Source organism: Candidatus Binatia bacterium (genome assembly GCA_029248525.1).
GTDB lineage: Bacteria > Desulfobacterota > Binatia > UBA12015 > UBA12015 > UBA12015.
The window spans coordinates 1-25819 of record JAQWJE010000015.1 but is presented as its reverse complement, the minus strand read 5'-3'; the positions used below and the strand labels follow the sequence as shown (position 1 = coordinate 25819).

Below are 25819 nucleotides of genomic sequence, written 5' to 3'. Positions count from 1 at the left end.
ACCGGCGACGATTTCAAGGAAGCCAAGCGCCTGCCGGCAGGCGAGCTGACGCACTGGAACACCTGGGGCAACCACAAAAGCTGAATTGTGCCCCCGACGAACTGCCGAAACGCCCGCCCGCTTTTGCCGGCGGGCGTTTCTATTTGAGGGGCGCTCCCCTACCGCAACTCGAGATACTCTCGACGGGCTCTCTCACTTTGTGAGTCGATGATGCGCGAGTTGCCAGCTTCGGCCGGCGTTGTGCGCAAAGAGTTCATGGCAGGCGAGGAAAAAAAGCGACCATCGATTGAACCAACGGTGCGCCTCCGAACTCCCATACGTCGTCGTCAAAACATCGGTAATATGGGATCTTCGAGCGATCAGATTCTCGTGCCAATGAAGCGCCGTCTGCGCGTAATGAAGCCCGGAAAGAGGCAGGGTTGCCTCAACCGCAAACGGAATTTCGAGATGGTCGAGAAGATCGTGGGTCGGCATCATACCGCCGGTAAAAAAATGTCGACCCATCCAGTTATCTTCGCCTTCAGTCTCGTAGGGGTAGAAAAATTCCGGGTGCGAGAAGACATGCAAAAATAGTTTGCCTTCCTCTCGCAACCACGGGTGAATGCGGTTCAGCAGGCTTTCCCAGTTTCGCATATGCTCGAACATCTCGACCGAAACCACCCGGTCGTATTCCCGGCTCTCGGGGGCCGTGAACGTATTCATATCAGCCGTCAGCACTGCGAGGTTGGAAAGACCGCGCGTGGCCGCCTGCCCGTCGATAAAATATTTTTGGCTCGCAGAATTCGACACCGAAGTGATCTGCGAATTCGGATAGCGCTCGGCCATATAGAGACTCAGCGATCCCCACCCGCAGCCAAGCTCGAGGACCTCCTGGCCATCCGCCAATTCGGCGTTGGTCGCGGTAAGATCGAGCATCGCGGTCTCGGCCTCGTCAAGGGTCTCTGTTCCCTTCGGGTAGAAAGCCGAGCTATATTTCAGCTGTGCACCGAGGCAGGCCTGAAAAAAAGCGGCCGGAACCTCGTAGTGCTGCTCGTTTGCTTCGTCCGCAGCAATAGCGACCGGACTCGCGCGCATCTCCTCAACCCACCTGCGCAGAACCGGAAGGCGCCCGTCTGCGAGCCTGAGCACCTCCTCCGACTCGCGCTGGCGCACCAACCTCCGGATACCCCAACGGACGGCCGGCTGCGGGAACCAGCCACGCTCAGCAATATCGGTGATCAAGAACTACCGCCGGCATCTTCGGCAGGACCGGTAGGGGTTCGGGGCTTGAGGACCTCGAGGGCCCGCTCCCGTGCTTCTTTGTAGTCCACGCACGGAGGCGGGTAGCCGGTTTTCTCCAGCAGCTGTGGGTCGAGGTGGGGCTCGTGAACCGAGGCGCCCTCAACGTCTCGGAGTTCGGGAACATATTTTCGTATGAAAGTGCCGTCTGGATCAAACTTCTTGGACTGCAGGTAGGGATTGAAAATGCGGAAATAAGGCGCGGCATCGGTTCCGGTCGAAGCGCTCCATTGCCAGCCGCCATTATTTGGCGCCAGATCACCGTCGAGCAGCCGCTGCATGAATACTTTCTCTCCCTCTCGCCAATCGATCAGAAGAATCTTGGTCAAATGCATCGCGCAGATCATCCGCAAGCGATTGTGCATCCATCCTGTCGTCGCCAATTGCCTCATCCCGGCGTCGACAATGGGAAAACCTGTTTCGCCCTCGACCCATTTCTCCAGCAGAGCGTCCTTGTCTCCCGGCCAGACGAAATCATCGAACGACCGGCGAAAGGGCCTGTGCGCCACGTGGGGAAAATGGTGAAGAATCGAGAAGTAGAACTCGCGCCAACAAACTTCGTCGAGAAAAGTCCCCGCCTGCTTGACCCGCTTCCGATTCTCTTCGCCCAAATCTGCGGAAGGTTTTTTTGTATCAATGGTCGACAGGTCCAGTCCCAGAACTCGCTCCACTCCGAAAAACACCCGGCGTGGCGAGATGGTTCCGTACTTCAAATGCGGGGAGAGCCTGGAAGTTCCCTCGACATCCGGGAAATCCCGAGTGTCCTTGTAGCGAAACACTTTCCCATCCAGAAAAACCTCAAGTGCGGCCAAAGCGGCCTTCTCTCCCGCATCCATGGTCGGGAACGTGCCTGGGTAACCCAAATCTGCAGCTTGCGGAAAATCGAGCGATGCAACGTCATGAGCTTTGACGGGCCGCAGACCGTCGAGACCGGGAAACTCGCGAGCACGCCGTTTCGGCTGGGTACGCCATCTCCTCGCAAAGGGAGAGAAGACAACGAAAGGCGAGCCGTCGTCTTTCACGACAGCCTCGGGTGGGACCAGCAGGTGATCCTCGCAAATCGCCACCTCGATGCCGCGTGCCGCAGCGCTCGTGCGGATCGCCTCGTCCCGACGCACGGCATAGGGGCTGTAGTCTCGGTTCCAGCAAAGAAGTCCGGCGCTCACGTCCTCGCAAAACGTTGCGACTTCGGATGCGATATTACCGCGCCGTAAATATAGCTGACTGCCCGCAGCCTCAAGCTCTTTGGCGAGCGCGTTGAGGTTATCGAGAAGAAATTGGACCCGAGGCCCACCGGTGTCCTCGCGACCCAGCAAATCCTCATCAAAGACGAAGAGCGGATAAACTTCGTCACCCCGGTCGATCGCTTCGAGAAGAGCCGTATTGTCGTCCAGGCGTAAATCCCGACGGAACCAGTGGACCGCAGTCAACCCCATGAACCTCTCTCCCCCTCCCCCGCGTGCGGAGGCTCTTTCTTAACCCAGACGGGTATTTTCTCCGAGCAAAAGTCCCAGAGCCTCGGATCGGAGAGCTCGATCTTCTACGAACTCCCCGCGAACCGCTGTGGTGCGCATCGAAGCCGATTCCTGCCGAGCCCCGCGTCCACTCATGCACATATGCCGTCCATCAAGCACAACGGCAACGCCACGCGCACCCAAATGCTCCATCATCAGGTCGGCGATCTGGCTACCCAGACGCTCTTGGATCTGCGGGCGACGTGCGACCTCGTCCACTGTCCGTGCAATTTTACTGAGGCCGACGACTTTCTCGCCTCCCGGCTGGTAGGCGACTTGCGCGCGTCCGTAGAATGGCAACAGATGGTGTTCACAAACCGAGGTGAACTCGATATCCCGCACCACGATCAGATCCGATGCGGCGCCCTCATGGTCGAACAGCTTGCCAAGGTGGCGGCCAGGCTTCTCGAAAAGCCCCCCGAAGAGTTCCGCGTACGAGCGTGCTACCCGGGAGGGAGTATCCACGAGGCCCTCCCGATCCGGATTCTCTCCAATCGCGAGCAGAATCTCCCGGACCGCCGCCTCAACTCGTGGTTGGTCCACAGACCGAAGCGCGGGTTTTGCTTTGGGCTCGGCAACGACGAGCTTTGGGGAAGGCTTGCCGTTGGCCCGGCGGAGCTTTCCCAGGTCAGGCTGCCTCGGCATGATCCACTTGTCCTTGCTCCGCCATGACGGTGCGCATCACCAATTCGCGCAAGTAGTCCTCGCCGATCCCGAGCGAATCACAGATGCGCGGGAAAGAAAGGAACCATGACCCATCAGGGTCCTGAATCCAGGCCAATGCGGCATTGGCCTCGCTTCGCTGGTTCCGCAGCGGTGACGCATGGTGGCGTACAGCGCAGGAAACAGCGTCGAAGAGGATTGCGCGGGCGAGGGAGCGCTCGGGCGAGTCCCCGACCTGCCCACCACTGTGGGGCATCTGGCAAGCATCCACCGCCCCGGCGAGGATCATCCCTTCGCTGATGCGGTCCACTTCCTGCGGGTTCAAACGGGATTTCGTCTGCGGCATTTCAAAAGGTGACATCAGGCATTCCTCCTTGGTTCCTTACGATGAGGTGTGTGAAACGTTCAAAACGTTCATAACGTTCATAACGATCTCTCGTCAAGAGGATTCTCCGACAAATTTATTGTTTTCGGATTGTAATATCGTGAAAAACATTCAAACTCGCCCAATGGAACCGGAACTCAAGTCCTTTTTAAGCCCTCGAGACCTCGCCCGGGCCATCGGGGCCAGCGAATCTTCCCTGAAGCGATGGGTCGATGACGGCCGAATCCGTGTAAGTCGAACCGCTGGCGGCCACCGACGAATTCCCCTGACCGAGGCGGTTCGCTTTATTCGTGCGGCCGGAATCACCCTCGCGGACCCGGAGAGAATTGGTTTGCCCGCCGTCAGCGCCTCAGGCGCTCGCACCACGGACGCTCTCCCCCGGGAGTGCTCCGAAATGTTCCGCGAATTACGTGGACCCGAGGTCGAGCAGCGATTGTTCGCCGCTTTCCTCGCGGGCGCGTCCGTGGCCGAGATCTGCGATGGGCCCATTCGAATTTCCCTTCAGCATGTCGGCGAGATTTACCATGACGACCCGACCGGGATCGCCATCGAGCACACCGCCGTCGAGCATTGCGTGCGGGCCCTCAACACGATTCGAAACGTGATCACGGCACCCGAGCGCACCGCCCCCCTCGCGATCGGCGGTGCTGTCGCCGGCAACCCATACGTGCTCCCCTCGCTAAGTGTCGCTGCCGTGCTTGAGGAATTGGGGTTCCGAGCCATCAATGCCGGGGCCAACCTGCCCCTCGATGCGCTCGCGCCCATGGCCACTTCGCATCAGGCAAAGATCATCTGGCGAACCTCCAACGACACCCTCGACGCAAAAGCACAGAAAGCCGAGCTCGAGGGATTGCGGGAGCTGACTTCAAAATGCGGCGGGACGTCGGTGGTCGGCGGCGGCGGGTTCGATGCCGATCTGGCACAGAAGTATAATGCACATTCCTTCGATTCCATGGTCGAATTCAGCGGATTCGCTCGAGGATTTCTGGCAATCACCGGCGAGACCGTCTCGCGAGACGAACGCGCGCTCGCCAACTGAAGCAAGGCTTCCATCGATCTGATCATGCAAAACGAAGAGTACACCGCCAAGCCGATCCGGAATGCTGTGGCCATCCACACCGAGATCGAAGTCCCGACAGACCGGCAGGCCACCTGGGACATTCTGGTCGATCTGCAGTTGCAGCCCGAGTGGATGAAAGACGCTCTCTCCATCGAAAAATTGACAGACGGGCCCGTTGGAGTGGGAACTATCATGCGTGTGCCGACGCAGATTCTCTTTCTTCGCACGACCGACCATATGGAGGTCACGGAATTCGAACCTCTCCAGAAATGGTCGGTGAAACACGTCGGTCTCGTGACAGGCGAGGGAACCTTTACCCTCCACGACCGTGCCGGAACGCCGGGGACAGCCGTGCATTGGGATGAGCGGCTTTCAGCGCCCCTGGGTGCCTTGGGCCGTTTGGGGATGACCTTGTTTCGACCGGCACTTCGGCACCAATTCCATAGCGATCTGGTCCGATTCAAGAAGCTCTGCGAGAACGCCGCCTGAAGCCCGCGAGCTTCTCTAGAAACCGGAACGGGACAAGGGTAGGTTTCTCGAAGACCTCTCATGCATGATTCCACCCCACTTCCTGCCGGCAAAGAACAAGCTTTCCTGGCCGATATCGCGCAGCCGGCACTATTGATTCGTGGAAACCTCGTCCTCGCGATGACTCCGGAAGCAGGCTTTCTCTTCGGTTACCGAAAAGCGACGGAATTCGATCCGGCACCGCTCGGATCCCTTCTCGGAGAATCGATCGCCGACCGGATCATTCGAGCCGACAAACAGATTCCAACCAGTTTCCCGATCACCATCGAGCGCGCTGGTCGGATTCGCCAGAGTGCGATGGCCACAAAAGTCTCCTTGCCCGACCCTGAGTGCTCCGTGCTCCTGATCACGGTCAAGCACCGGAGCATGTTGGATATTATTTCCAACGAGTACCGCAGTCTCATCGACACGCTCCCCGATTTGGTGATCGTCCACGACGAATTGGGCACGATCCTGTTCGCCAATACTGTCGCCTCACAAGTTCTCGACATTTCCATCGCCAATCTCGTGGGAACCAACGTACTCGACCTCTTGTCCCCCGAAGAACTGATTGCCGCGCGTCAACGCGGGAAGGATCGTCTGAAAACCGGGGCCGATAAATTTTTTGGCTACCAACTGCGCCGGCAAACAGCCGAGGGTGAGGCCATCGACCTTGATATTCGCTCGATGCCCTTTTGGAAGGACGGCGTGCGTGACCTCGTCCTCGTCGTCGGGAAAAATGCGACGCCAGACGAGAGCCGGCAGATCCGCCTCGAAACCGCCCGCCTGCGAGCCGAAGCGGATAGTGCATCCAAGAGTGCGGTGCTTGCCCAGACCAGCCACGAGATACGGACGCCTCTGAACATCGTATTCGGCATGATCGATATGGCCCTCGATCAGACCATTTCCCCAACCGCGAGCGGGTACCTTACCATGGCCCGCTCGGCCGCGCGGACCCTGCTCTCGCTGCTCGATGATTTTCTCGAATTCTCGAAGCTGGAGGCGGGCAAGCTTACTCTCCGGGAATCCTTCTTCTCGCCGGAAGAAGTCATCCGAGAGGCCTGCGCTGGGCTCGAACTACTGGCCAAAGAAAAAGACCTGCACCTGCGTCTGGTGATCGATGCCAAGCTACCCCCACGGCTATTCGGAGATGCTGGCCGACTCCGCCAGATCATCGCCAACCTGACAACCAACGCCATCAAATACACCGAGAGCGGGACCATTCGCGTCAAGGTCGGACTCGCCAGCAGGGACAACGATCGCTGCAATTTGCACCTGCGGATCGCCGACACCGGTTGCGGCATCTCTCCGCAGGCACTCCCGTTTCTCTTTCAACCCTTCTACCAGATCAATCAGGAAACCGAGGGAAGCGGACTGGGGCTCGCCATCGTGAAAGAATTGGTCGAACTCCTCGGTGGCCGGGTCTGGGTGGAGAGCGTCGAAGGCAGGGGTAGCGAGTTCCACTTCACGGCAGAATTCAGGTTCGATGCGGCCACGACATCACCCGAGACTGGGCATCCGCTTGCACCCGCCCTCGACGACTCGCCATAAGGGCCGGACATCCGCTACAGATTGGCCATGCCCAGCCTTGACTCCTTGCCGGCAGCCCGAGACCCGCGCGACTCGCGCGATCTGAAATCCGGCACCATTATTTCCGATCGCAACGGTTACTACGACAGCCAGAACATCGTGGCCGTCGAGGTCGCCGATCAGCAACATCCGACTCTTTCGGTCGTGCTTCACCATTCGGAAAATCGCGAGGGCGGCCCGGGCTTGCGGCTCTTCGGCTCGCGGAGCTTCGATCAGGGAAGAAACTGGACGCCGCTCGCTGCGATCGAGCCTGACCCCGAGCGCCAATCGCACGACGGCTACCAACTCGTCCAACGGCGTCCGGGACGACCCGACCGCATCTTCGTTTTCTACGGCTGCAACTCCGGGGCGCACCCCGCGGGCAAAACCCTCTCTCGCACCGATATGCAGCTGGACGAAGGATACTATTTCCGCTTTTCCGACGATGCTGGTGCGAGTTGGAGCCACCAGCGCGGCGTCGTGCCCGTGCGACGCACGCGGATTGACCGTGCCAACCCGTGGGAAGGCCGCACGATGGGGATGTTCCTCTGCGACAAGCCATCGATCATCGATGGCGCGGTCTATATGGCCTTCCAGAAAACCCCCGATGGGGCTGGCGAAACGGCTCACTCGGAGGTTTTTTTCCTTTGCAGCAAGGACTTCCTGCACTGCGAGGATCCCACCACGGCAACCTGGAAGACTCTACCCGAGGGCGATGCCGGCCTATGCGCTCCCGGCGGAGCGCTTGCGCTGGGCGAAGAACCCCATGTGCTCTCGGTGGGAAAAATTCCGGGCCGTCTCTTTTCTCTGTGGCGCACCGAGACGGGAAAATTGGCGGCCTCCTATTCGAGCGACAGCGGCAAGCATTGGGAGCCCAGCTTCTGGTTGAACTTTGACGGTAAACCCCGGCCGCAAAGTCCATCGGGATATTTACGCAACCCGCGTGGTGCGATCACGCCCTGCGAACTCCGCACGCCATCGGCAACCGCAGGCAGCGAATACGCGCTCCTTTACTATAATAATGGCCGCACCGAACGGTCGGGATATTGTGGCCGACGCGTTTTATGGTTGACCACAGGGCGCTCGACCGACGACGGCCATATCTGCTGGCATCAACCGGAAATCGTCCTTTGGTGGGATGGGCCCGGCTACGAGGAACGTGACGACTGGAACGAGGAATGGTCCATCGTTGACGGCCCGGGATATGCCGATTGGCTCGAAGACCAGCATGGCCGCCTGTCCTTTGTGCAGTCCAACAAACTCGGCGTCCGCTACCATATCGTCGAGCCGCGCTTGCTGGAGTTGCTCCGACACCAGCCCGAACTCGATGAGCTGCCCTCGGAAGCCAAATCTCTGGATGTCCAACCCGACTCGCCTGTTTCAGGCGCAGCGCGCGCTGCCTTAGATGCGCCGGCGCTCGTCGACATCCGATCGCGCGGCGGCTTCACGATCATCCTGCAACTGCGCGGCAACCGAAAGAGCCTGCGACCGGGTGAATCAATCATCGAGGCCTGGTCCACCATCACGGCCGCTCGCGGCGAGGGACCGACCGAGAAGACCCTCACGCGGGGCTATGCGATCCGCCTGACCGAAGATCTCGAAGTCGAGCTCCTCCTGCGTGACGGCTGCGGCGAAGACGTTCATCATGCCTCGAATGCGTCGGGACATCCCGAGATCTGGGACGAGCAGTCGCATACGATCGCTTTCATATGCGACGGAGGTCCGCGCATCCTCTCGACCGTCGTCGACGAGACCCTGGATGACGGCGGCCACACATCCCAAGGTTGGTCTTTTCTTCCGAAAATGCTCGGCGACCTCGGCGGTGACGAGCTGGTCCTGTGCGCCGCGTTCGGCGGCCAGCTGGAGAGACTTCTGGTGTACGACCGCCCGCTGACCACCAGCGAAGCGATCAGTGCCAGCCGCGCGCTAAGGAGTCCGACTCCACTCAAACCCCGACCGACCTTGTAGATTCTCGTCGCAAGAGCAGGTGCAAGCCACCCCGAAGTTACGCTAGGGTGAGAGAATGCCAAGTCCCGAATACACCGCCGTCCTCGCCCTGATGGGCGATGCCTCGCCCTTTGCCCCTGGTGCCGAAGTGTCTGTTCTCCGCGAGGGCATGGAAGCCATGATGGGTGCCATGCCAGCGCCTGCCGGCATGAAGGCCGAACCCATCAGCGCCGGCGGTGTTCCCGCAGAATGGATTTCATTTACCGACAGCGACACTTCCCGCGCCCTGCTATATTTGCATGGCGGCGGCTATGCGATCGGATCGATCGCGACCCATCGAGCGCTCGCGGGACGCCTCGCACGTGAGCTTGGCTGCCGTGTGCTGATCCTTGACTACCGACTCGCCCCCGAAAATCCGCACCCCGCCGCAGTCGAGGATGCTTTGGCGGCCTGCCGATTCCTGCGCGACAGCGGCATTGCCCCTGACAAGACCGTCATCGCCGGAGACTCAGCAGGCGGTGGTCTGACGGTCGCGACGCTATTGGCGCTGCGCGATGCCGGAGAACCTCTACCGGCGGCAGCCGCAGGCCTCTCCGCATGGCTGGACCTCGCGGGCACCGGTCCCTCGAATACCGAAAAGGCCGCGGTCGACCCCGTGGTCACCATGGAGGGTCTGCTTGAGATGGCCGGTTGGTATCTCGGCGAACAAGCGGCCGCGGACACCCCTACCGCATCACCCCTTTACGCTGACCCATCTGGCCTGCCGCCGCTCCTGCTGCAGGTGGGCGAGGCGGAAGTCCTCCGGGATGATTCCACCCGCTTTGCGGCAAAGGCCAAGGAGGCCGGCGTTTCCGTGCAGCTCGAAGTCTGGCCCGACATGGTCCATGTCTGGCACGCCTTCGGTGATGATGTCCCGGAGTCACGCGACGCGGTTGCCGGTCTCGCGCAGTTCCTCAACAAGCACGTGTCGACAAGCTAGAAGCGAAACGCCGCCCAAAATGAAACTGCATGAGGATTCCTTTCGCCGCGGAGATGGCGCTCCCGCGGCCTACTCGGATTCAATCCAGCGCATCCGTCGGTAGTCAAACCCCTCGGCTCCGTCCACCGGCAGTTTCACGACCTCAAAATAAGGCGACAAATCAAAATCTCGTGGCGTTATGAGTTGCGACTTCTTATGCTCGAACAAACCCGAGTAGGGGCGCCGCCAGACCCGCAAGGGGGACCACGCACTCCGGGATTCCGGCGGTTCTTGCGCGAGAAGGTGAGGCAGGATCGGAAAGCCCACATCCTGAAAGGCCTGCGCAATCAAGCTCGAGCAAATCACCTCGTGGGTAAGTTCGCTGGTCGCCTCGAGCGCCTTGCGACGGAATCGTGCCGGAATCAATTCCACCGGAAATAGATAACGCGCCAACTCGAAGACTTGCCGCACATTGTAGCGGGAGCCGAGCTGGCTGACCGTTTTGCCAACGACCGTTTCAAGGTCCTCCTGACGAAGTCCAACCGGGCGACAGATCCGCAGATTGAAACCGTCGTAGCGCGACAAGGGGCTCAGAGTCACACCTTCCCCAAGGACAGCCTCGATCAATAAATGGTTGTCGCCCGCCTCACGCGACGCGGCGACTCCAGGAGGGAGGCTCTCCGGGAGCCCCTTTACCGGCGAGCCCAAATAGAGCGCGGCATGAGACCAGGAGCTTTGGGTCAGAAATTTGATCACCTCACTGACCCGCTGATTACCCTCCACCAGCAGCACATCGCCGCGACGCAAGGTGCGTCGGAGCATCTCGGGATTGACCGGCGGACCCGAGGCTTCTCCTTCGCGAGGTCGGGTCAGGTAAGCTGCTCCCCAACCAAAAGCCTTCGCGCGCAGCCAATTCACCCTCTTCCTTTATTGGCCTCTCCGTTCATTCACAAGATCAGCGGCAACGGGCTTGGCGCCGACATCTGGCCGCCGGAAGGCTCTCTGAACAGAGCGAAATCGGACCAAGTTGGCAGTGTTACCGGACTCAGGCAGCGAGCCCGCGCCGTGCACGGCGGTCGGCATTCGCGAGGTAGGCCTCGTAACCCATATTGAGATCGAAGAATTCGGTGCCGTCGAGTTCGATGACTCTGCTTGCGAGCGACTGGACGAATTGGACATCGTGGCTGGCGAAGACCATGGTCCCGTCGAACTTCAGGAGGCCATTATTCAAGGCAGTGATCGATTCGAGATCAAGATGATTCGTCGGTCCGTCGAGCACCATCACGTTCGGCGCCTGCAGCATGATACTCGCCAGCATACAGCGGACTTTCTCGCCGCCCGAAAGAACGCGGGCACTCTTCTCCACCTCGTCGCCACTGAAGAGCATCCGACCCAGGAAGCTCCTGACGAAATTCTCCTCCTGATTCTCGGTGAACTGGCGCAACCAGTTGGTCAGATTGAGATCGGTATCAAAGAACTGCGTATTATCTTTCGGAAAACAGCCCAGATTGACGGTGTGGCCGCGTTTCACTTCGCCCGCGTCGGGCTCGCGCATTCCCGCGAGTACTTCGAGAAGCCCCGTCACCGCCAAATCACTGCCGACGATCGCGATCCGCTCGCCCTTGCTCGCCGTGAAGCTCAAATCCGTGAACAAAGGCTCTCCATCAACGGAGAGGCTGATCTTGTCGATCGCCAGAACCTCTTTCCCGAGCGGCTTTTCGCCCGACGGAAATTCCACCCAGGGATATTTTCGGGATGACGGCTTGATCTCGTCGAGCGTGATCTTGTCGAGCAGGGACTTCCGAGAGGTCGCCTGACGCGACTTCGATGCGTTGGCACTGAAGCGCTGGATAAACGCCTGCAGCTCCTTGATCTTGTCCTCTTTCTTCTGGTTCGCCTGCCGACGCTGATGCAGAGCCATTTGGCTCGCCTCGTACCAGAAACTGTAGTTCCCGGTATAAATCTCGACTTTTTGGTAATCGATATCTGCGATGTGAGTGCAGATACGATCGAGGAAGTGACGGTCGTGCGAGACGACAATTACGGTATTTTTGAACCCGTAGAGAAACTCTTCCAGCCACAAGATCGAGTCGACATCGAGGTGGTTGGTCGGCTCATCGAGCAGGAGAATATCGGGATCGCCGAAAAGAGCCTGCGCGAGCAGCACACGAACCTTCTCGTTATCGGATAGATCCTTTACCAAACGACCGTGCCGCGCCTCCTCGATCCCCAACGAGTTCAGTAACTGGCCGGCGTCCGACTCCGCGTTCCAACCATCGAGGTTACCAAACTCCTCTTCGAGTTCTCCGGCGCGAATCCCGTCTTCATCCGAGAAGTCCGGCTTCGCGTAAATCGCGTCTTTCTCGGCCATGACCGTGGATAAACGTTGATGCCCCATGATGACCGCTTGCAGCGCTTCCACATCGTCGTACTCGAAGTGGTTCTGCTTGAGCATGCTCAACCGGAGGTTTCCCGGGACCGTCACGGCTCCCGAACTGGGCTCCTGCTCTCCCGACAAGCAGCGAAGAAAGGTGGACTTCCCCGCGCCATTGGCGCCGATCAGACCATAGCAATTGCCCGGTACGAACTTGGCGTTCACATTCTCGAAGAGGATGCGCCCGTGAAAATCCAGGGTAAGTTTCTCGGCAAAGATCATCAGTCGTTCTCCTCGGGCACGCCGATGCTTAGTGCTGGAGAGCCCAGTTCTCAAGCTGGGCACAGAAAATTCACTGTTGGCGGGGCTTGCGAGAGCCGAGCTGAAAGCAATTCCAGGCCGAGCACCGCCGCACGGGATCCTTGGCCCGCCCGAATTCGGGAGGGCGCGGGATGGCATCACCTTCCCGCGCCAGATACGCCCAGCAAGGATGTTTTTTCGCAAATTCCTCAAATTCGCGCTCTCGGGGCTGATCTTGCTCGCCGGCTTCCTGTGGCTCATCCAGACACCCTTCGGGTTTCAGCACGTCCTGACCCCCGCTCTGAGCCTCGGCGGCATCGGGACTCTCGATGCCGCTCATGGTCGCCTCGACCTTCGCGGCAAGCTGGTTCTCACTGACGCGCAGTATCGATACGAGGAAGCCGGAATTGAAGCGTCCCTGCAGTCCGGCTCGATTGCGATCGACCTCCTCTCCCTCTTCGGGAATGCGCCGATCGCCATCGAAAGCGTCGAAATTCAGCAAGGAACCCTCGTGCTCACGGATGCCCCGGCCGAGAGTGCGTCCCTGAGTGAGGCAAACCCGGTTGCTCCAGAAGCGGAAGCAAACACCACCAAAACAGCCCTCCGTCTGCCCTTCAGCGTCGGCCTTGGGGTTCTTTCGGATTTCACATACCGACAAATCCACCAGAGCGGCGACACCGTGATTGAGGCAGAATCCCTGCGCCTGGAAGATCTCGAAGCGGGAAAGCAGGGATCGCTCACAAGCCTCCTCCACTGGCGCAATCAAAACGCCACAGGCACGGGGGCCCAGGTCCACGCAGAGATCAAGGCCCAACTCTCGCTCAATGAAAGGAACAACCCGCGGAACTGGAAGCTTCAGGTTGAAGCGAGCCAAGGCTCCGGGGGAGGCAACGGAAAAGAAGCGATCAAAACTCTGAACCTCGCGATTCAGGCACAACACGATGGAGAGGACCACCTCAAGGCCGAAATGAAGCTCTCCGGCAAGGAATCCGGCAAGCAATTTGGCAGCCTCAGCGGCGAAATCATCTTGTCCGGATTGGCCAGTCCGTCCCTGATGCAATCACTCCACCTCGACACGAGTACCGAAATTGATCACCTCTCCCTTGGGTCGGTCTTGTCCTTTCTCCCCCCCTCGCCCTCGCGCCCAAAGATCCTGGGGGAACTCGACGGTTCGATTCAAGCCGTGGGCACCCTTGCAGGCCCGCTGGATATCAAGACCGAGGTCGCTATCGAAGGGCTGCGGATCGAGGGCAGCCCGGTAAGCGCTCGCGAGTTGAAGATCGGAATCACAGCCAGTTCAAAGCTCGAGAAGGGAGGCGATATGCTGGAGATCGCCGAGCTCAAGATTAAACTGGGCGAAGGACACCTCAAGGCCCGCGGTTCCGCTTCTCCGCAAACCTCGTCATTTTCGATTCAGATCGAAGCTCAAGAATTTCCGGTCGCAACGGCTCTCGCACTTGGCGGTCTCGATACCGCCAAGGAGTTCGGTGCCCTCCCCCTGAATGGAGAGATCAAGGTTCAAAGCGACGCGGACGCGAGCCTCACTCTGAGCGGCAGCAACAAGTTGGCGGTTCTTTTGCCCAAGGCGAAAACGCCGGAGTTCTTCATTCTGAAAACCGAGCTCCAGAGCAAAAAAGATGGTTCGATCACCACCGCCATCGAGGGAACGAACCCACCGCATGCAGGCAATTTTTCGATCACGGCAACCATCGAGAAGACGACCGAAGTCACTGTGAACATCAAGGACATGAACTTGACCTCACTTGTGCAGCCCTTCCTCGATGCCAAGCCGATCGATGAGGAGGCGCCACCGCCCATCGAAAAAATTCCCTTGCCGGAAACCGTCGCGGAAAAACGAGCCACCAAGGCCGACCCGCTTCTCGTTCACCTGGACATCGATCAATCCCGCTACCGCGATGTCCATGTCGGGAAGATGAAAGCCGAATTCAGCCGGACCGTGGATAAAATCCACGTCGAGGTTACCGGTAGCGACGTGTCGAAGGGCGATATTGACTTCCAAATCGACAGCTCCGAAGTCGGCGCCGACCGACTCCAGTGGAAAGGCTCGGGAAAGGGAATCCGACTCCAACCACTGATGGACGCTTTCGCCGGGAGCACCACTGTCGGGGGAAAGCTACAATTTGAAACCAGCGGACTCTCGCGGGAACCGATCCCTGCACCGGCCATCGACGGATTAAACGGGTCGATCAATTTACACCTACGAGATGGCAAGCTGGAGGGGTTCAAAGCTCTCGACCTCTTGGCCAAAGCGACCGGGATCAACCTGATGGGCGCTTTCGCGTTCTCCAAACTTGACGGTTCGATCGAGATCGAGAGCGGAACAGCACGGATCAAGGATCTTCAGGCAGGCGGCGCCATCGGCAATATTCAAGCCTTCGGCACGGTCGATCTCAAAGGGCCCGGGGCGATCGATATGAAAATCAATCCACGCGTCGGTCCATCGGTCGCCGGCCTACTGAAGGGTATCAAACCGATCCATGCGATCCTCGGGACGGCCGAGGGCCTGTTGTCCCTGCCGATCAATATCGCAGTCAGCGGCCCCTTTGCGGACCCAAAATATGCCGTAGTCACCCAAGGGGCGGGCGAAGCCGTATCGAGCCGCGGGGGAAAACTCGTCGGTCAGATTCTTGACGGCGTCACGCTTGGCGGTTCTTCGGCTCTGCTCGGTGCCCTGCTGCCCTCCAAAAAATCGGAAGAGGCAGCGGCGGCGCCACAAGCAGGAACGAACAGCGAAAAACCCGGCGAAGCCTCACAACCCTGAGCGACTTCGCCGGCACGACCGCGGTCGGTTCGCTTCGAGAACCTATGCGGAAGTCGACTGTGCCGCCTCCTCGCGATGAACATGAATATCCTGCTGCGGGTAAGGGATCGAGCAACCAGCGGCTTCGAGCTTCTCCTTGAACTCACGAAGAAGGTCGGTCTTCAGGACAAAGAAGTCTTTCGACTCGCACCAGCAACGAACCAGAATATTGACCGAGGAGTCGGCCAACTCGACGACACCGAGGAATGGCGCCGGATCTTGCATGACGCGGGCGTCGGCCTCGAGGACTTTGCGCAGAGTGTCCATCGCCACACCGATATCGTCATCGTATCCAATGCCCATGGTGATGTCGTGACGGCGCGTCGTGTTGGCCGAGAAGTTCCGGATCACCGCACCGTAGACATTCGAGTTCGGGACAATGATCGCCACGTTATCCGGTGTGTGGAGAAGAGTGGTAAAGAGCGAAACCTCGATCACGCTTCCGGTGACCCCACCGATGTCGACGAAATCGCCGACCTTGAACGGACGAAAGATCAGAAGCATCACTCCGGAGGCGAAAGAGGAGAGCGTCCCCTGCAACGCCAAGCCAATCGCAACCGTTGCGGCACCGAGCACCGCGATCAGGGAAGTCGTCTCGATTCCGAAAAGATTGAGGACTGCGATTATCGTAACGGCAAGAGCCAGGTAGTAAGCCATATTGCTGAAGAATGGCACGAGCGTCGCATCGACTTTGCCGCGCTCCAACGCGCGTCGGGTCGTTGCCGAAATGCGACTCGACAGCCACCAGCCGATAATCAGTACGCCGATCGCACCCAGGACCTGAAGTCCCCACTGCGAAACCAAATCCACCATCTGCCCTGCGCCCTGACCCAATAATTCCTGATACTCTTCCACTTTCAACCTCCTGGACTTACGTCCTCAAATCACTGAGCAAGCCTCCGGGACGAAGCTCCGGAGTCAAGCGAATTTCCATACCCGCAGACATTGCCCTGCGGAAATTATTTGCGGGCGGTGTAGCTGAACTTCTGTCCACCCACCGTCGCCTCGTACATCAGCCCACCCTTGGCGACCGTGAATACGGCCATTCCCTTGGTCCAACCCTGGCCCACATTCGTCGCTGCCGAATTCGAGGCGCTCGCGCGGGCCTGGAGGCCCACGCTCAGCTGCGTCATCGAGGTATCTCCGACATAATTCCCGCCAGCATGGACCCGACCGCTTCCGTGAGCCCCGCCGATGACAAAGCCGCCTTTGCCGACGGTGGGAAACAGCGCATAGCCGTACGCCTTGGAAAAATAGGCCTCACTCTGGCCCGCCTCCTTGAATACCCTTAAAGCCTTGGAATAGGTATCGTCAGAAGCAGCGCCTGAAGACGCCACGCTCAATGTGGCCAGAACCAGTAAAAATCGTGTCAGAATCTTCATGCGCTACTCTCCTCAAGCAAATTGGACATCGAACAGGATCCTTGAGACACAATCTCGCTGGGGTCATCACAGCGGTCCGTGGAAATCATGAAAAAATTGTTTTTCAAGAAAAAAAAGTTAGGGCCCAGGGCTCGAAAGCGCCTCTCCCTGACCTTCACGCTTTTCCTGCTGGTACCATTCGCCACCCTGTCACTCAAGGATGCAGCCGAGGCGCAGTTCGCGACGCCCCCCGCTCCGCTGCATTCGTCAGCCCCCACGCCCTCGCCGATCGCGCCGATCTCCGTCGCCGAGATCCTGCTGGGCTGGGATCAGCTGCAGACAAAGCTGCAGGATCTCCGCACGACCGCAGGCGAGTCCGATATTGCCAACGAGGTGGCCGGGAGTCTCGACGACCTCGAGGCCGCCCTGCCCGATCAGGCCGAAGAGGATTGGGAAAAGATCACTGTCGAGACCTCGCCGGGAAATATCGACAACTTTGAAGCCAAGTGGATGGGTATCCGAGACAATCTGAGTGGTTGGAACAAGCAGCTGTCGGATCGCATTAAAAAACTGACCGACGGCATTGATCAGGTGGCAACGCTGGGCGGCCCCTGGCATGTCACCGGTCGCGAAAAGGCGCAACTCGACCCCCCCAACCAGCAAGCTGTGTCCGATGCGCTTCAGGCGCTCCAGGGGACAAAGTCCCTGCTCGAGGCCCGCCGCGCTGAAGTCCTGACGTTGCAGGAACGGGTGACGGCGCTCCTCGACTACCCCCGTACCGTCCTCGAACAGACCGCTACCGTCCGCAAGGAACAATCGCAGAACCTATTTATTCGCGAGAGTGCTGCTCTCTGGAACCCCGTGGCCTACTCGAAAGACGTACGTCCCGAAACCTACACAAAACCCTTCAAAGGGCTTCTTGCCTACCTCGAGAAGGACCGCACCGGCGTCCTCGGCTTCATCCTGCTGGTTGTGATTCTGGCTGCCGCAGTCACGGCGTTGCGACGCTTTGCCCTGAATGAGTTGGGGCATGAACCCGAAATCGAGAAAATCCTTCGGGCGCTTTCGCGACCGATCTCCGGCGGGTTGCTGCTGGCCATTGTTGCCATTCCCTGGCTGCTCCCGGACCGCCCACCTTCCGCGGTCAGCTTCACTTGGGTCGCCCTGACAGGCCCGATGATTCTCTTCTTGTCGCCCTTGGTGGGCCCTGAGGTCCGGAAGACACTCTACGCGCTTGGCTTATGGATGCTGATCGATGCCCTCCGGACCTTCATGTTTCCCGTCCCGCTAGCGAACCGCCTGTCGCTGCTTGGCGAAGGGCTGCTAGCGCTCTTCATCATCGGCTGGACCCTGCGCCGCCACTCCCATCCCGATGAATGGCATGCCGGACGCGACCAGGGACTCCGCGCCGCGTTTGTTCTGATCTCGGTGGCGATCGGGGCAAATATCGCCGGGAACGTGACCCTGGCCCAAATGCTCACCGAAGCGACGCTCTTTACCGGGATCTCGTTTATTGCGGTGGTGGCCGTTCCGCAGATTTTTCGCTTCTGCCTGCTGGTCAGCATGCGCTCCGAGACGGCACGGCAGTTACGTATGGTTCGGCGCCATGAGACGGCGATTCGCGAACGCCTGACCGATGTCGCGACCAAATTTCTCTGGCTTCTGTGGGGGTGGCTGATCCTCGCCCGCTTCCGCATCGCCGATATCTTCGCCAGCTACGGGCACAAGATCATCGACTACCCCATCGGGATTGGCGGTTTCGGACTATCACTGGGCGATATCTTGAGCGCGGGCCTGGTCCTGTGGGTCTCCGTCTACCTCTCCCGACTGATTCGCTTCGTTCTCGACGAGGACGTTCTACCACGCGCCAATCTCCCGCGCGGCGTGCCCTACGCGACTTCCGTCCTGACCGGCTATATCGTGATCGTGCTCGGAGCCCTGTCCTCTGCTGCCGCCGCCGGAATCGACATGAGCCGATTCGCCTTGATCATCAGCGCCCTCGGCGTCGGTATCGGTATCGGCCTGCAGGATGTGGTGAATAATTTCGTTTCCGGAATGATCCTGCTCTTCGAGCGCCCCTTGCAGGTTGGCGATACCGTCGACGTCGAAGGAACATTGGGCACAGTGAAGAGAATTGGCCTCCGCTCCAGCACTTTACAGACTTTCGATGGTGCCGAACGCGTGGTGCCGAACTCGCGATTCATCAGCCAGGAGTTCACCAACTGGACACTCTCGGACAACTCACGGCGCATCGAAATTGCCATCGGCGTCGCCTATGGCACCGACCCGGTGAAGGTTCTGCAAATCCTTCAGAAGATCGCACAGGAGCACGAAGGTATCCTCAAGGCACCGCCGCCGACCGCAATCATGACCGGCTACGGGGAGAGCTCCTTGGACTTCTCGCTTCGGGCGTGGACGACGCGAAACGATCAATGGGTGATCATTCGCAGCGAATTGCTCATCACGATCGGCAACGCCTTGCGCGAAGCCGAAATCGAAATTCCGTTCCCCCAACGAGACCTGCATATCGTGGAGCCGTCTAAAGAGTAATCGAAAGCGCAACGTTGAAGTAAAAGCTGTTGGGAATCGCATCTTCGGAAGGCTGATTGTTGTAGTCGTTCTTGACCGAGAGTTTGAAGTTCAGATGCGACGTCAGAGGTAGCGTCGCCGCGGCCTTGGCCTGAATCAGATAATTATTTGACCAATCCGTCACAGACGGGCGATAACTGATACTTCCGCTCAACTCCGCATCCCAGGGCAGCTCCCAGTCGCCCTCGATACCGAACGAAAGAGCGGCATAGCTATCGGTGCAATCGACCCCCGGATCGGTGCAGCTATTCGGAAAGTACCGCTCATAAATCCAGCCGGTACCTAACTTCGTACTCAAGCTGGCATCATCCGTATCGATGAGGTCATAACCTACGCCGGCCACCGGCTGGGTGCGCAGGCTCAGGAACTGAATCGCATCATAGGTCGCCTGAATTTCACCAAAAAGGAAAATTGGTTTCTTGATATCGTAGCGAACGCCGAAACGACCATCGATTTCGTCCTGACTTTTCGTCGGAGCCTCCCCCTTATTTTTCTGACGGCCCGAGCGGTAGCTGGCCAAAAGGTCAATCTCGAGATCGCCTTTCTCTCTTTTTCCGCCAACCGAGATCAGAAATTGCGATGTATCTGTCGTTGCCTGGGTCGCCGTGATCCCGAGGTCGAGGTTCCCCGACCAGTAACGTAAATAATTGCCCAAAAATGCCGAGACAAAGTTTGCCGCCGGATCAGCGACACTCCATAATTCCGAAACCGGCACCTGAATCGTCGGTTCGTTTTCCTGTGCAACTTCGAGAGAGCCATCGCGGATACCCAACAGGACGCCGGTCGCGCTATTGGTGGTCCCGAAAACGACAAAGCGCGGACCATCGGTCTGCAGGTTCGTCACGTCGTCCAGATCAATCACGACCGTCTCATCGATTGCGTCAATCTCGAAGGTGACGTCGCCTTGGCGCATTGAATCGAGTGTCCCGAGATAGCTCCGCCCCTTGGTCTCCAAAAGGTCGGCACCGGCGGGCAACACCCCGACCGCAAGAAAAAATGTCGCCGCCCCCGCTATCCCCCACAACTGCCTTCTCATGGCTTCCATTCCAAGATGTCCCGACAGCGCTTGTCAAACCGTTCCGAGTGGACGATCCGCCAAGTCAGCGATAAGAGAATGTATGCGAATCCGAAAAATCCCGACCTCAAAATTGGCCCAACGCTTCTGCCGCCTGATGACCATACTCTTCCTCGCGGCGGGAACTTCGGCGATCGCCGCGCCCGCTACGCCGGGATTCAACAACACGATCCCCGAGTCGCTTTTGACCCCCGATCGCGTCGATACACGAATTGGGACGCTGGAATTCTTCGACGGAATGCCCACGGAAAAGACCGTCGAGATCCTCTATGAAAACCTCGAGCTGATCCGAGGCACGGAATCGTTTCTGAATTTCGTTCCCGCTGCCTCCCTCGAAGGTCTACGCGCAGGTCTCGCCAGCATCGGGGTCAAGGCCGCCAACGACTGCGTGATCTTTGACGAACTCATGACCTCGGACTCACTCTTTCTCACGGGAAATACCGACACTGTCTATGCGACCTGTATTCTCAATACGGAACGCGACGGTCCCACCGTCGTCGAAATCCCGGCCGGTGCCGGCCCCGGCACCGTCAACGATGCGTTCTTCCGTTTCGTTGTCGACATGGGTGCCCCGGGACCCGACCGCGGCAAGGGGGGGAAGTACCTGATTCTTCCGCCGGACTACGAGGGCGAGATCCCGGACGGTTATTTCACGGCCGTCTCCCCCAGCAATGTGAATTTCCTTGTTTTGCGGGGCTTCCTCAAAGACGGCAAGCCCGACGCCGCCACCAAGATGTGGAAGGATGGTCTGAAGATCTATCCGCTTGCCAAGGCCGGCAAACCTCCGACCATGAACTTCATCTCGGGCACGGGCGATCAGGTCAATACGATCCATGCCAATAACTACGAGTTCTTCGTCGAGATCGACGACGTGATTCAGCGTGAACCCATTGAGTTCCTCGACCCCGAGTTGCGCGGACTTCTGGCCAGTATCGGCATCGAGAAAGGCAAGAAGTTCGATCCGGATGCAAAAACCAAAAAAACCCTGACCGAAGCCGTCGCGATCGGCAACGCAACGGCTCGAGCTCTGGTCTTCGACCCGCGATCGGAGACCATCAGGATCTACAAGGACAAACAGTGGTTCGTCGCCTTTGACGGCGCGGACTACCGCTGGCTGCGCGACGGTGGCAAAGGCGGTCGCAATCTCGATGCCCGCACGGTCTTCTTTTATATCGCGACCGTCAACACCCCCGCCATGGTGTTGCAAATGATCGGAGCGGGGTCGCAATATGCCCTGTCCGCACGCGACTCCGAAGGGGACTATCTCGATGGCGCGCAAAACTACAAGCTGACCCTGCCGGCCAATATTCCGGCCAAGGACTTCTGGTCGGTGGTGGTCTATGACCCGCAGACTCGCTCGATGCTGCAGACCGAGCAACCCTACCCCAGCAAAAACAACGAGAGGAACAGGGACCTCGTCTCCAACCCGGATGGGACCACCGATATCTATTTCGGCCCCAAGGCACCTGCGGGCAAGGAAGCCAACTGGATCGCCACCGTCCCCGGGAAGGCCTGGTTCTCGATCCTGAGGCTTTATGGCCCGCTACAGAGCTGGTTTGATCAAACCTGGCAGCCCGGCGATATCGAAAAGATCAGCTGAGCAAATCACTCCGGCATCCTGCGATCGGGGGATGTATCCTGCGATCGCAGGATGGAGCGGGAGGCTCCGGCGCAGCGGAGCTCAAGCGGGAGTCACGCGGGCCCTCCCCGAGCCCGCGTGAATTTCGGCCACTCAGCCAGTCGTTTCATCAGGCCGCGTAAACCACCAGGCCCAGGCGACAAAAAGCAATTGGAAGGGCAGACGTACGATATTGACCGTCGGATTGCCGGTGCCCGGCCCCTCGGGGCCCACATTCTCGAGAAACATATGCATGTTGGCCGGGAACACAGCGATCGCCAGCGCGATCGCACCCCAGGCCGCGTAGATCCGCGTGCGCGGCTCGAGCAAGTAGACGCCGATGACGATCTCTGCCAGCCCGGAAAGAACATTCAGCCACTCCGGATTCGGTAGACCCGGGGGGATAATGTTGACAAAGAAGTCAGGTGAGAGCAGATGCGCGAACCCCACGTAGCAGAGGTTGGCAGAGAGAAGGTAGAGAAAGATTCTTTTCACTCGCGACATACCTCTATGTGCCCGAAGCGATGACGGGAATCCAGCAAAAGGGATTGAGGATGATCCAAAAAAGAACCTTTAAACTCCGCAGGCACTGGATTCTGTTCCTGAGCCTCGTGCTTTGGGGCGCTTCTCCGGCTTTCGCCGACGACTTTGCACTGCTGGTCTACAATACCCATGGGCTGCCGAGCTGGATTGCCGGCGACGATCCGGAATCCCGATTCCCGGTGATCGGCACGCATGCCGACCGCTATGATCTGACCCTGCTGCAGGAAGACTTCAACCATCATGAGAAGCTTCTCGAGGGCACCGATGCCAAGCGCATCGAGCGGGGCTCCGCGAGCCGGATGCCCTGGTGTGCTTTCTGCTCGGGCGATGGACTGACCACGATCTCGCGGCTCGCTCCCGGCTGGCAGATGGACACCAAGAACTATCCTTTTGCCACCTGCTCAGGCTGGCTCACGGGCGCAAACGACTGTCTGGCGACCAAGGGATTTCAATTGCTGCGCCTCATCTCACCTACAGGCATGCGATTGTTTGTGGTCAACACCCATATGGATGCCGGCAGCGACAGCGACGATCGCGAGGCCCGGCAGAGCCAGCTCGAAACCATGCGCGCGGTCCTCGAGCGCGAAGTCGGCGACCATGCGCTGATTGTCGCCGGCGACCTCAATCTGGATGCAGACAACCCGCTGGATCAAGCTCTGCTCAAATCGTTTACGCAAAGCCTCGGCTTGGTAGACAGCGGCGCACACCCCACAGCCCCCACGAGCTGGGAGATTCTGGACTATATTCTGGTTCGCAGCGGTGGGGACACCATTGTTACGGTACGAGAGGCCGGAGAAGACCGCGCACTGGTCCTGCGCGGCGAGCCTTTGAGCGATCATCCGGCCCTCTTTGCCCGATTTTCGCTGCAGCAGGCCAATCCCGCCCCTTGAGGGCTTTCGATCCCGGCGGATCTCTGCCAGAGAGGTTCCATGTCCAATCTTCGCGAAGCATCCGCCCGTATTGCCATGGCCCTTCTCGTCTTGCTGACAGCCGCCTGTTCCGGCTCCAGTCAGGACAACCGCAATGCATTCGATACCGACCAGATCCTCGACATCGCCCACCGCGGCGGCAATGAGATCGCGCCCGAGGCAACCATCGAGGCCTTCCGGACCGCTCTCGAGGTGGGCGCCGACGTGCTGGAGTTCGACGTGCGCACCACCAGCGACGGCATTCTGGTCGTGATCCATGATGACCGAGTAGACCGCACCACCAATGGTTCGGGCTACGTGAATGAACTGACACTGGCCGAGATCCAGGAACTCGACGCCGGCTATAACTACACGCAGGACGGCGGCGCGACCTACCCTTACCGCGGACAGGGACTCGTAGTCCCTCAGCTCGACGAGGTCCTGGCCGCCTTTCCGGGGGTGCCGGTGAATGTCGAGATCAAAAGCAGCGTCGCCCTGAGCGACATCCCGCAGCTCGCCGAAAGCCTTCGGGCCTACAACCGGGCAAACAAGGCGTTGGTCGCCTCCTTCAGCCAGGACCATATCAGCGCCTTTCGGGAGGCCGCCCCCGAGATCTGGACCGCATTCTCGCAGGATGAGGTCACTTATTTCTTTCTCATGACACCCGAGCTGGAAGAGAGCTACGAACCGCCGTCGCCGGCATTGCAGGTACCGCCTACATTTTCCGGCCTGACGGTTCTCACCCCGGACTTTGTGGCCAAGGCACGCCGCTTCGGATTGCGCGTCGATGCTTTCGATATCAACACGGCCGATAGGATCCAGGAGATGCTCGACCTGGGTCTCAACGGCATGATTACCAACGATCCAGCGCTTCTGCGTGAGATGATCGACGCGCAAAACTGAACCCGAACCTGCGCGATGTTCACCTTCGGCACATTGGGCGCCGCCGGCATCACCCCCGCCGCCTTGCTGCAACCGGCGGCAAAACACGCGGGTGTTGCCGTCACCCACATCGCGGCTCGCGACCGCAATCGTGCCGAGGGGTTCGCAGCAAAACATGACATCCCGGAAGTCATGGACGACTATGCCGCCGTGATCGCGTCTCCCGTGGACGCGATCTACGTGCCCCTGCCCCCCTCGGAACACGCGGCGTGGACTATCGCTGCCTTGCGGGCCGGAAAGCACGTCCTGTGCGAAAAACCGTTCGCCTTGTCGGCCGCCGAAGCGACCGAGATGGTCGAGGCCGCCAAGGATGCGGACCGCGTGTTGGTCGAGGCGTTTCACTCCCGTTAGCACTTTTACGGGGGATGACTCGGGACCACTCGGGACCACTCCAGACCACAGAGCGAAAGCCCCGAAGCCTATGAGCCTCGGGGCTTTCGTCGTCTGGAGTGGTCTGGAGCTATGTGGAGTCCGTGCAAGAGGCGTGCCAGAAGGAAAAGCGAAACTGGCACGGAATCGGTGCCAGTCTGTGCCAGAGGCGTGCCAGTCAATCTATGCTTGATGCTCTGTTCGGGAATCGCTCTGAGAGGCCCGCAGGTGATCCGCTGGCTGGGAGATCCTGACTGGATTCCTTCGTGGCGTACACGGGCGCTCAGGGCGTCGGAGAGGGTTCCTGGGGGTCGCGTTTCGGCTGCACTGGAGGGAATAAAGGCTGCCGCTTTCCCCTCACCCCCGCGGCAGGAGATTGATCTCCGGCTCGAGATTTTAATCAAGACTGCGATCCCGGGTACGGATCCATCTCAGCGCGTTAAAGGGCTTCGCCGCGGGCGCGAATAGCGGGAAACGCTGCCGGTGGCAGAATTGGGCTTGACGAATAGAGCGCCGCTGGGGCAAAAAGGGCCTTCATGTTTCCTACCGTCCACCAAGTCGGGGTCGTTCGCGTCGTCGGCAATCTCTGCGCGGGGGAGGCGAGGGGACCGTGAACATCAAAATCGGCTCGCTTCACGAGCATCCGGGCTTGGGACCGTCGATAACCACCTGAGGAAGAAGGCTACCCCTTGCGGCCTTCCTGGCCCACCTGCTGAGACGATGGCGTGCGCGAAACTCGGCTGGGCCGGAAGGCGGCATGAGATCAAGCCAGCAGAAATGCTGTTGTTCCTGCGGGGGGGGGCTGATAAACCTCGGTGCCCGAACCCCGTTGCATAAGGAGGCCGACATGACCAAGACGACGATCTGGACCCTGATTCTGAGCCTGGCGCTCACGAGCGCCGCCCTCGCCGCAACCGACGAGGAAAAGTGCGAGAAGAAGAAGCTTCTGGCGCTGGGCAAACGCGAACTGTGCCTCCAGAAGGAGCGAGCGAAGGAGGTCCTGGGCAAGACGCCGAACGTGGCCGGGTGCGCGGAGAA

The 25819-nt window shown here is 59.4% G+C and carries 22 protein-coding genes; 12 read left to right on the top strand and 10 right to left on the bottom strand.

What is annotated here, in order from left to right; all coding sequences use genetic code 11:
- Positions 1 to 192: 192 nt before the first annotated feature.
- Genes P8K07_04465 through P8K07_04450 form a run of 4 tightly spaced genes read right to left on the bottom strand, consistent with a single transcriptional unit; the run spans position 193 to position 3816 of the window.
- Positions 193 to 1221, bottom strand: a complete 1029-nt coding sequence (locus P8K07_04465) for a cyclopropane-fatty-acyl-phospholipid synthase (protein MDG1957775.1) — start codon at positions 1219 to 1221, stop codon at positions 193 to 195.
- On the bottom strand, positions 1218 to 2714 hold the full coding sequence (locus P8K07_04460; GenBank protein MDG1957774.1) for a deoxyribodipyrimidine photo-lyase: 1497 nt from the start codon (positions 2712 to 2714) through the stop codon (positions 1218 to 1220). The genes P8K07_04465 and P8K07_04460 overlap by 4 nt, the downstream gene beginning before the upstream one ends.
- 39 nt (positions 2715 to 2753) lie before the next feature.
- Positions 2754 to 3437 (bottom strand): GTP cyclohydrolase I FolE, encoded by a 684-nt coding sequence (gene folE / locus P8K07_04455; GenBank protein ID MDG1957773.1) that lies wholly within the window; start codon positions 3435 to 3437, stop codon positions 2754 to 2756.
- Positions 3421 to 3816 carry a hypothetical protein gene (locus P8K07_04450; protein MDG1957772.1) on the bottom strand — a complete coding sequence of 132 codons (396 nt, stop codon included), beginning with the start codon at positions 3814 to 3816 and terminating at the stop codon, positions 3421 to 3423. The genes folE and P8K07_04450 overlap by 17 nt, the downstream gene beginning before the upstream one ends.
- A 124-nt stretch (positions 3817 to 3940) precedes the next feature.
- On the opposite strand from P8K07_04450, the gene P8K07_04445 reads away from it, so the two are divergent.
- From P8K07_04445 to P8K07_04425, 5 genes are read left to right on the top strand one after another with little or no spacing between them, the layout of a single operon-like run.
- Entirely contained in the window at positions 3941 to 4879 is a 939-nt protein-coding gene (locus P8K07_04445) for a helix-turn-helix domain-containing protein (protein MDG1957771.1), read from the top strand.
- Between the two features lie 24 nt (positions 4880 to 4903).
- A complete protein-coding gene (locus P8K07_04440; GenBank protein MDG1957770.1) occupies positions 4904 to 5389 on the top strand; it encodes an SRPBCC family protein in 486 nt (161 codons plus the stop codon).
- 60 nt (positions 5390 to 5449) lie between these two features.
- Positions 5450 to 6958: an ATP-binding protein gene (locus tag P8K07_04435; GenBank protein MDG1957769.1), complete on the top strand. Its 1509-nt coding sequence runs from the start codon at positions 5450 to 5452 to the stop codon at positions 6956 to 6958.
- A 27-nt stretch (positions 6959 to 6985) separates the two neighbouring features.
- Positions 6986 to 8944 (top strand): sialidase family protein, encoded by a 1959-nt coding sequence (locus tag P8K07_04430; protein ID MDG1957768.1) that lies wholly within the window; start codon positions 6986 to 6988, stop codon positions 8942 to 8944.
- A 55-nt stretch (positions 8945 to 8999) separates the two neighbouring features.
- Positions 9000 to 9902, top strand: coding sequence for an alpha/beta hydrolase (locus P8K07_04425; GenBank protein ID MDG1957767.1), 903 nt, complete (start codon positions 9000 to 9002; stop codon positions 9900 to 9902).
- Between the two features lie 69 nt (positions 9903 to 9971).
- Here the strand turns inward: P8K07_04425 and P8K07_04420 are convergent, their stop codons facing one another.
- Positions 9972 to 10799, bottom strand: coding sequence for a YiiX/YebB-like N1pC/P60 family cysteine hydrolase (locus P8K07_04420; protein ID MDG1957766.1), 828 nt, complete (start codon positions 10797 to 10799; stop codon positions 9972 to 9974).
- Positions 10800 to 10926: 127 nt separating this feature from the next.
- Positions 10927 to 12537: an ATP-binding cassette domain-containing protein gene (locus tag P8K07_04415; GenBank protein MDG1957765.1), complete on the bottom strand. Its 1611-nt coding sequence runs from the start codon at positions 12535 to 12537 to the stop codon at positions 10927 to 10929.
- 208 nt (positions 12538 to 12745) lie between these two features.
- On the opposite strand from P8K07_04415, the gene P8K07_04410 reads away from it, so the two are divergent.
- Positions 12746 to 15337, top strand: a complete 2592-nt coding sequence (locus P8K07_04410; GenBank protein ID MDG1957764.1) for an AsmA-like C-terminal region-containing protein — start codon at positions 12746 to 12748, stop codon at positions 15335 to 15337.
- A gap of 42 nt (positions 15338 to 15379) precedes the next feature.
- Here the strand turns inward: P8K07_04410 and P8K07_04405 are convergent, their stop codons facing one another.
- On the bottom strand, positions 15380 to 16231 hold the full coding sequence (locus P8K07_04405) for a mechanosensitive ion channel (GenBank protein ID MDG1957763.1): 852 nt from the start codon (positions 16229 to 16231) through the stop codon (positions 15380 to 15382).
- Between the two features lie 104 nt (positions 16232 to 16335).
- A complete protein-coding gene (locus P8K07_04400; GenBank protein ID MDG1957762.1) occupies positions 16336 to 16758 on the bottom strand; it encodes a hypothetical protein in 423 nt (140 codons plus the stop codon).
- 87 nt (positions 16759 to 16845) lie between these two features.
- Between P8K07_04400 and P8K07_04395 the strand changes: the two genes are divergently transcribed.
- Complete coding sequence (locus P8K07_04395) at positions 16846 to 19287, top strand: mechanosensitive ion channel (GenBank protein MDG1957761.1); 2442 nt, start codon at positions 16846 to 16848, stop codon at positions 19285 to 19287.
- On the opposite strand, the gene P8K07_04390 is transcribed toward P8K07_04395, so the two are convergent.
- The gene (locus P8K07_04390; GenBank protein MDG1957760.1) at positions 19277 to 20362 is read right to left on the bottom strand and encodes a DUF481 domain-containing protein; all 1086 of its coding nucleotides are present in this window, start codon (positions 20360 to 20362) and stop codon (positions 19277 to 19279) included. The two genes, P8K07_04395 and P8K07_04390, sit on opposite strands and share 11 nt — an antisense overlap.
- A 136-nt stretch (positions 20363 to 20498) precedes the next feature.
- Between P8K07_04390 and P8K07_04385 the strand changes: the two genes are divergently transcribed.
- A complete protein-coding gene (locus P8K07_04385; GenBank protein ID MDG1957759.1) occupies positions 20499 to 22001 on the top strand; it encodes a DUF1254 domain-containing protein in 1503 nt (500 codons plus the stop codon).
- A 132-nt stretch (positions 22002 to 22133) separates the two neighbouring features.
- Here P8K07_04385 and P8K07_04380 read toward each other — a convergent pair whose 3' ends face one another.
- Complete coding sequence (locus tag P8K07_04380; protein MDG1957758.1) at positions 22134 to 22523, bottom strand: DoxX family protein; 390 nt, start codon at positions 22521 to 22523, stop codon at positions 22134 to 22136.
- A gap of 50 nt (positions 22524 to 22573) precedes the next feature.
- Between P8K07_04380 and P8K07_04375 the strand changes: the two genes are divergently transcribed.
- The 4 genes from P8K07_04375 to P8K07_04360 form a co-directional block, all read left to right on the top strand.
- Positions 22574 to 23452 carry an endonuclease/exonuclease/phosphatase family protein gene (locus P8K07_04375; GenBank protein MDG1957757.1) on the top strand — a complete coding sequence of 293 codons (879 nt, stop codon included), beginning with the start codon at positions 22574 to 22576 and terminating at the stop codon, positions 23450 to 23452.
- A 39-nt stretch (positions 23453 to 23491) separates the two neighbouring features.
- Positions 23492 to 24373, top strand: a complete 882-nt coding sequence (locus P8K07_04370) for a glycerophosphodiester phosphodiesterase (GenBank protein MDG1957756.1) — start codon at positions 23492 to 23494, stop codon at positions 24371 to 24373.
- A 15-nt stretch (positions 24374 to 24388) separates the two neighbouring features.
- On the top strand, positions 24389 to 24763 hold the full coding sequence (locus P8K07_04365; protein MDG1957755.1) for a Gfo/Idh/MocA family oxidoreductase: 375 nt from the start codon (positions 24389 to 24391) through the stop codon (positions 24761 to 24763).
- A gap of 865 nt (positions 24764 to 25628) precedes the next feature.
- The coding region (locus P8K07_04360) for a hypothetical protein (GenBank protein MDG1957754.1) at positions 25629 to 25819 on the top strand (191 nt) is incomplete at its 3' end.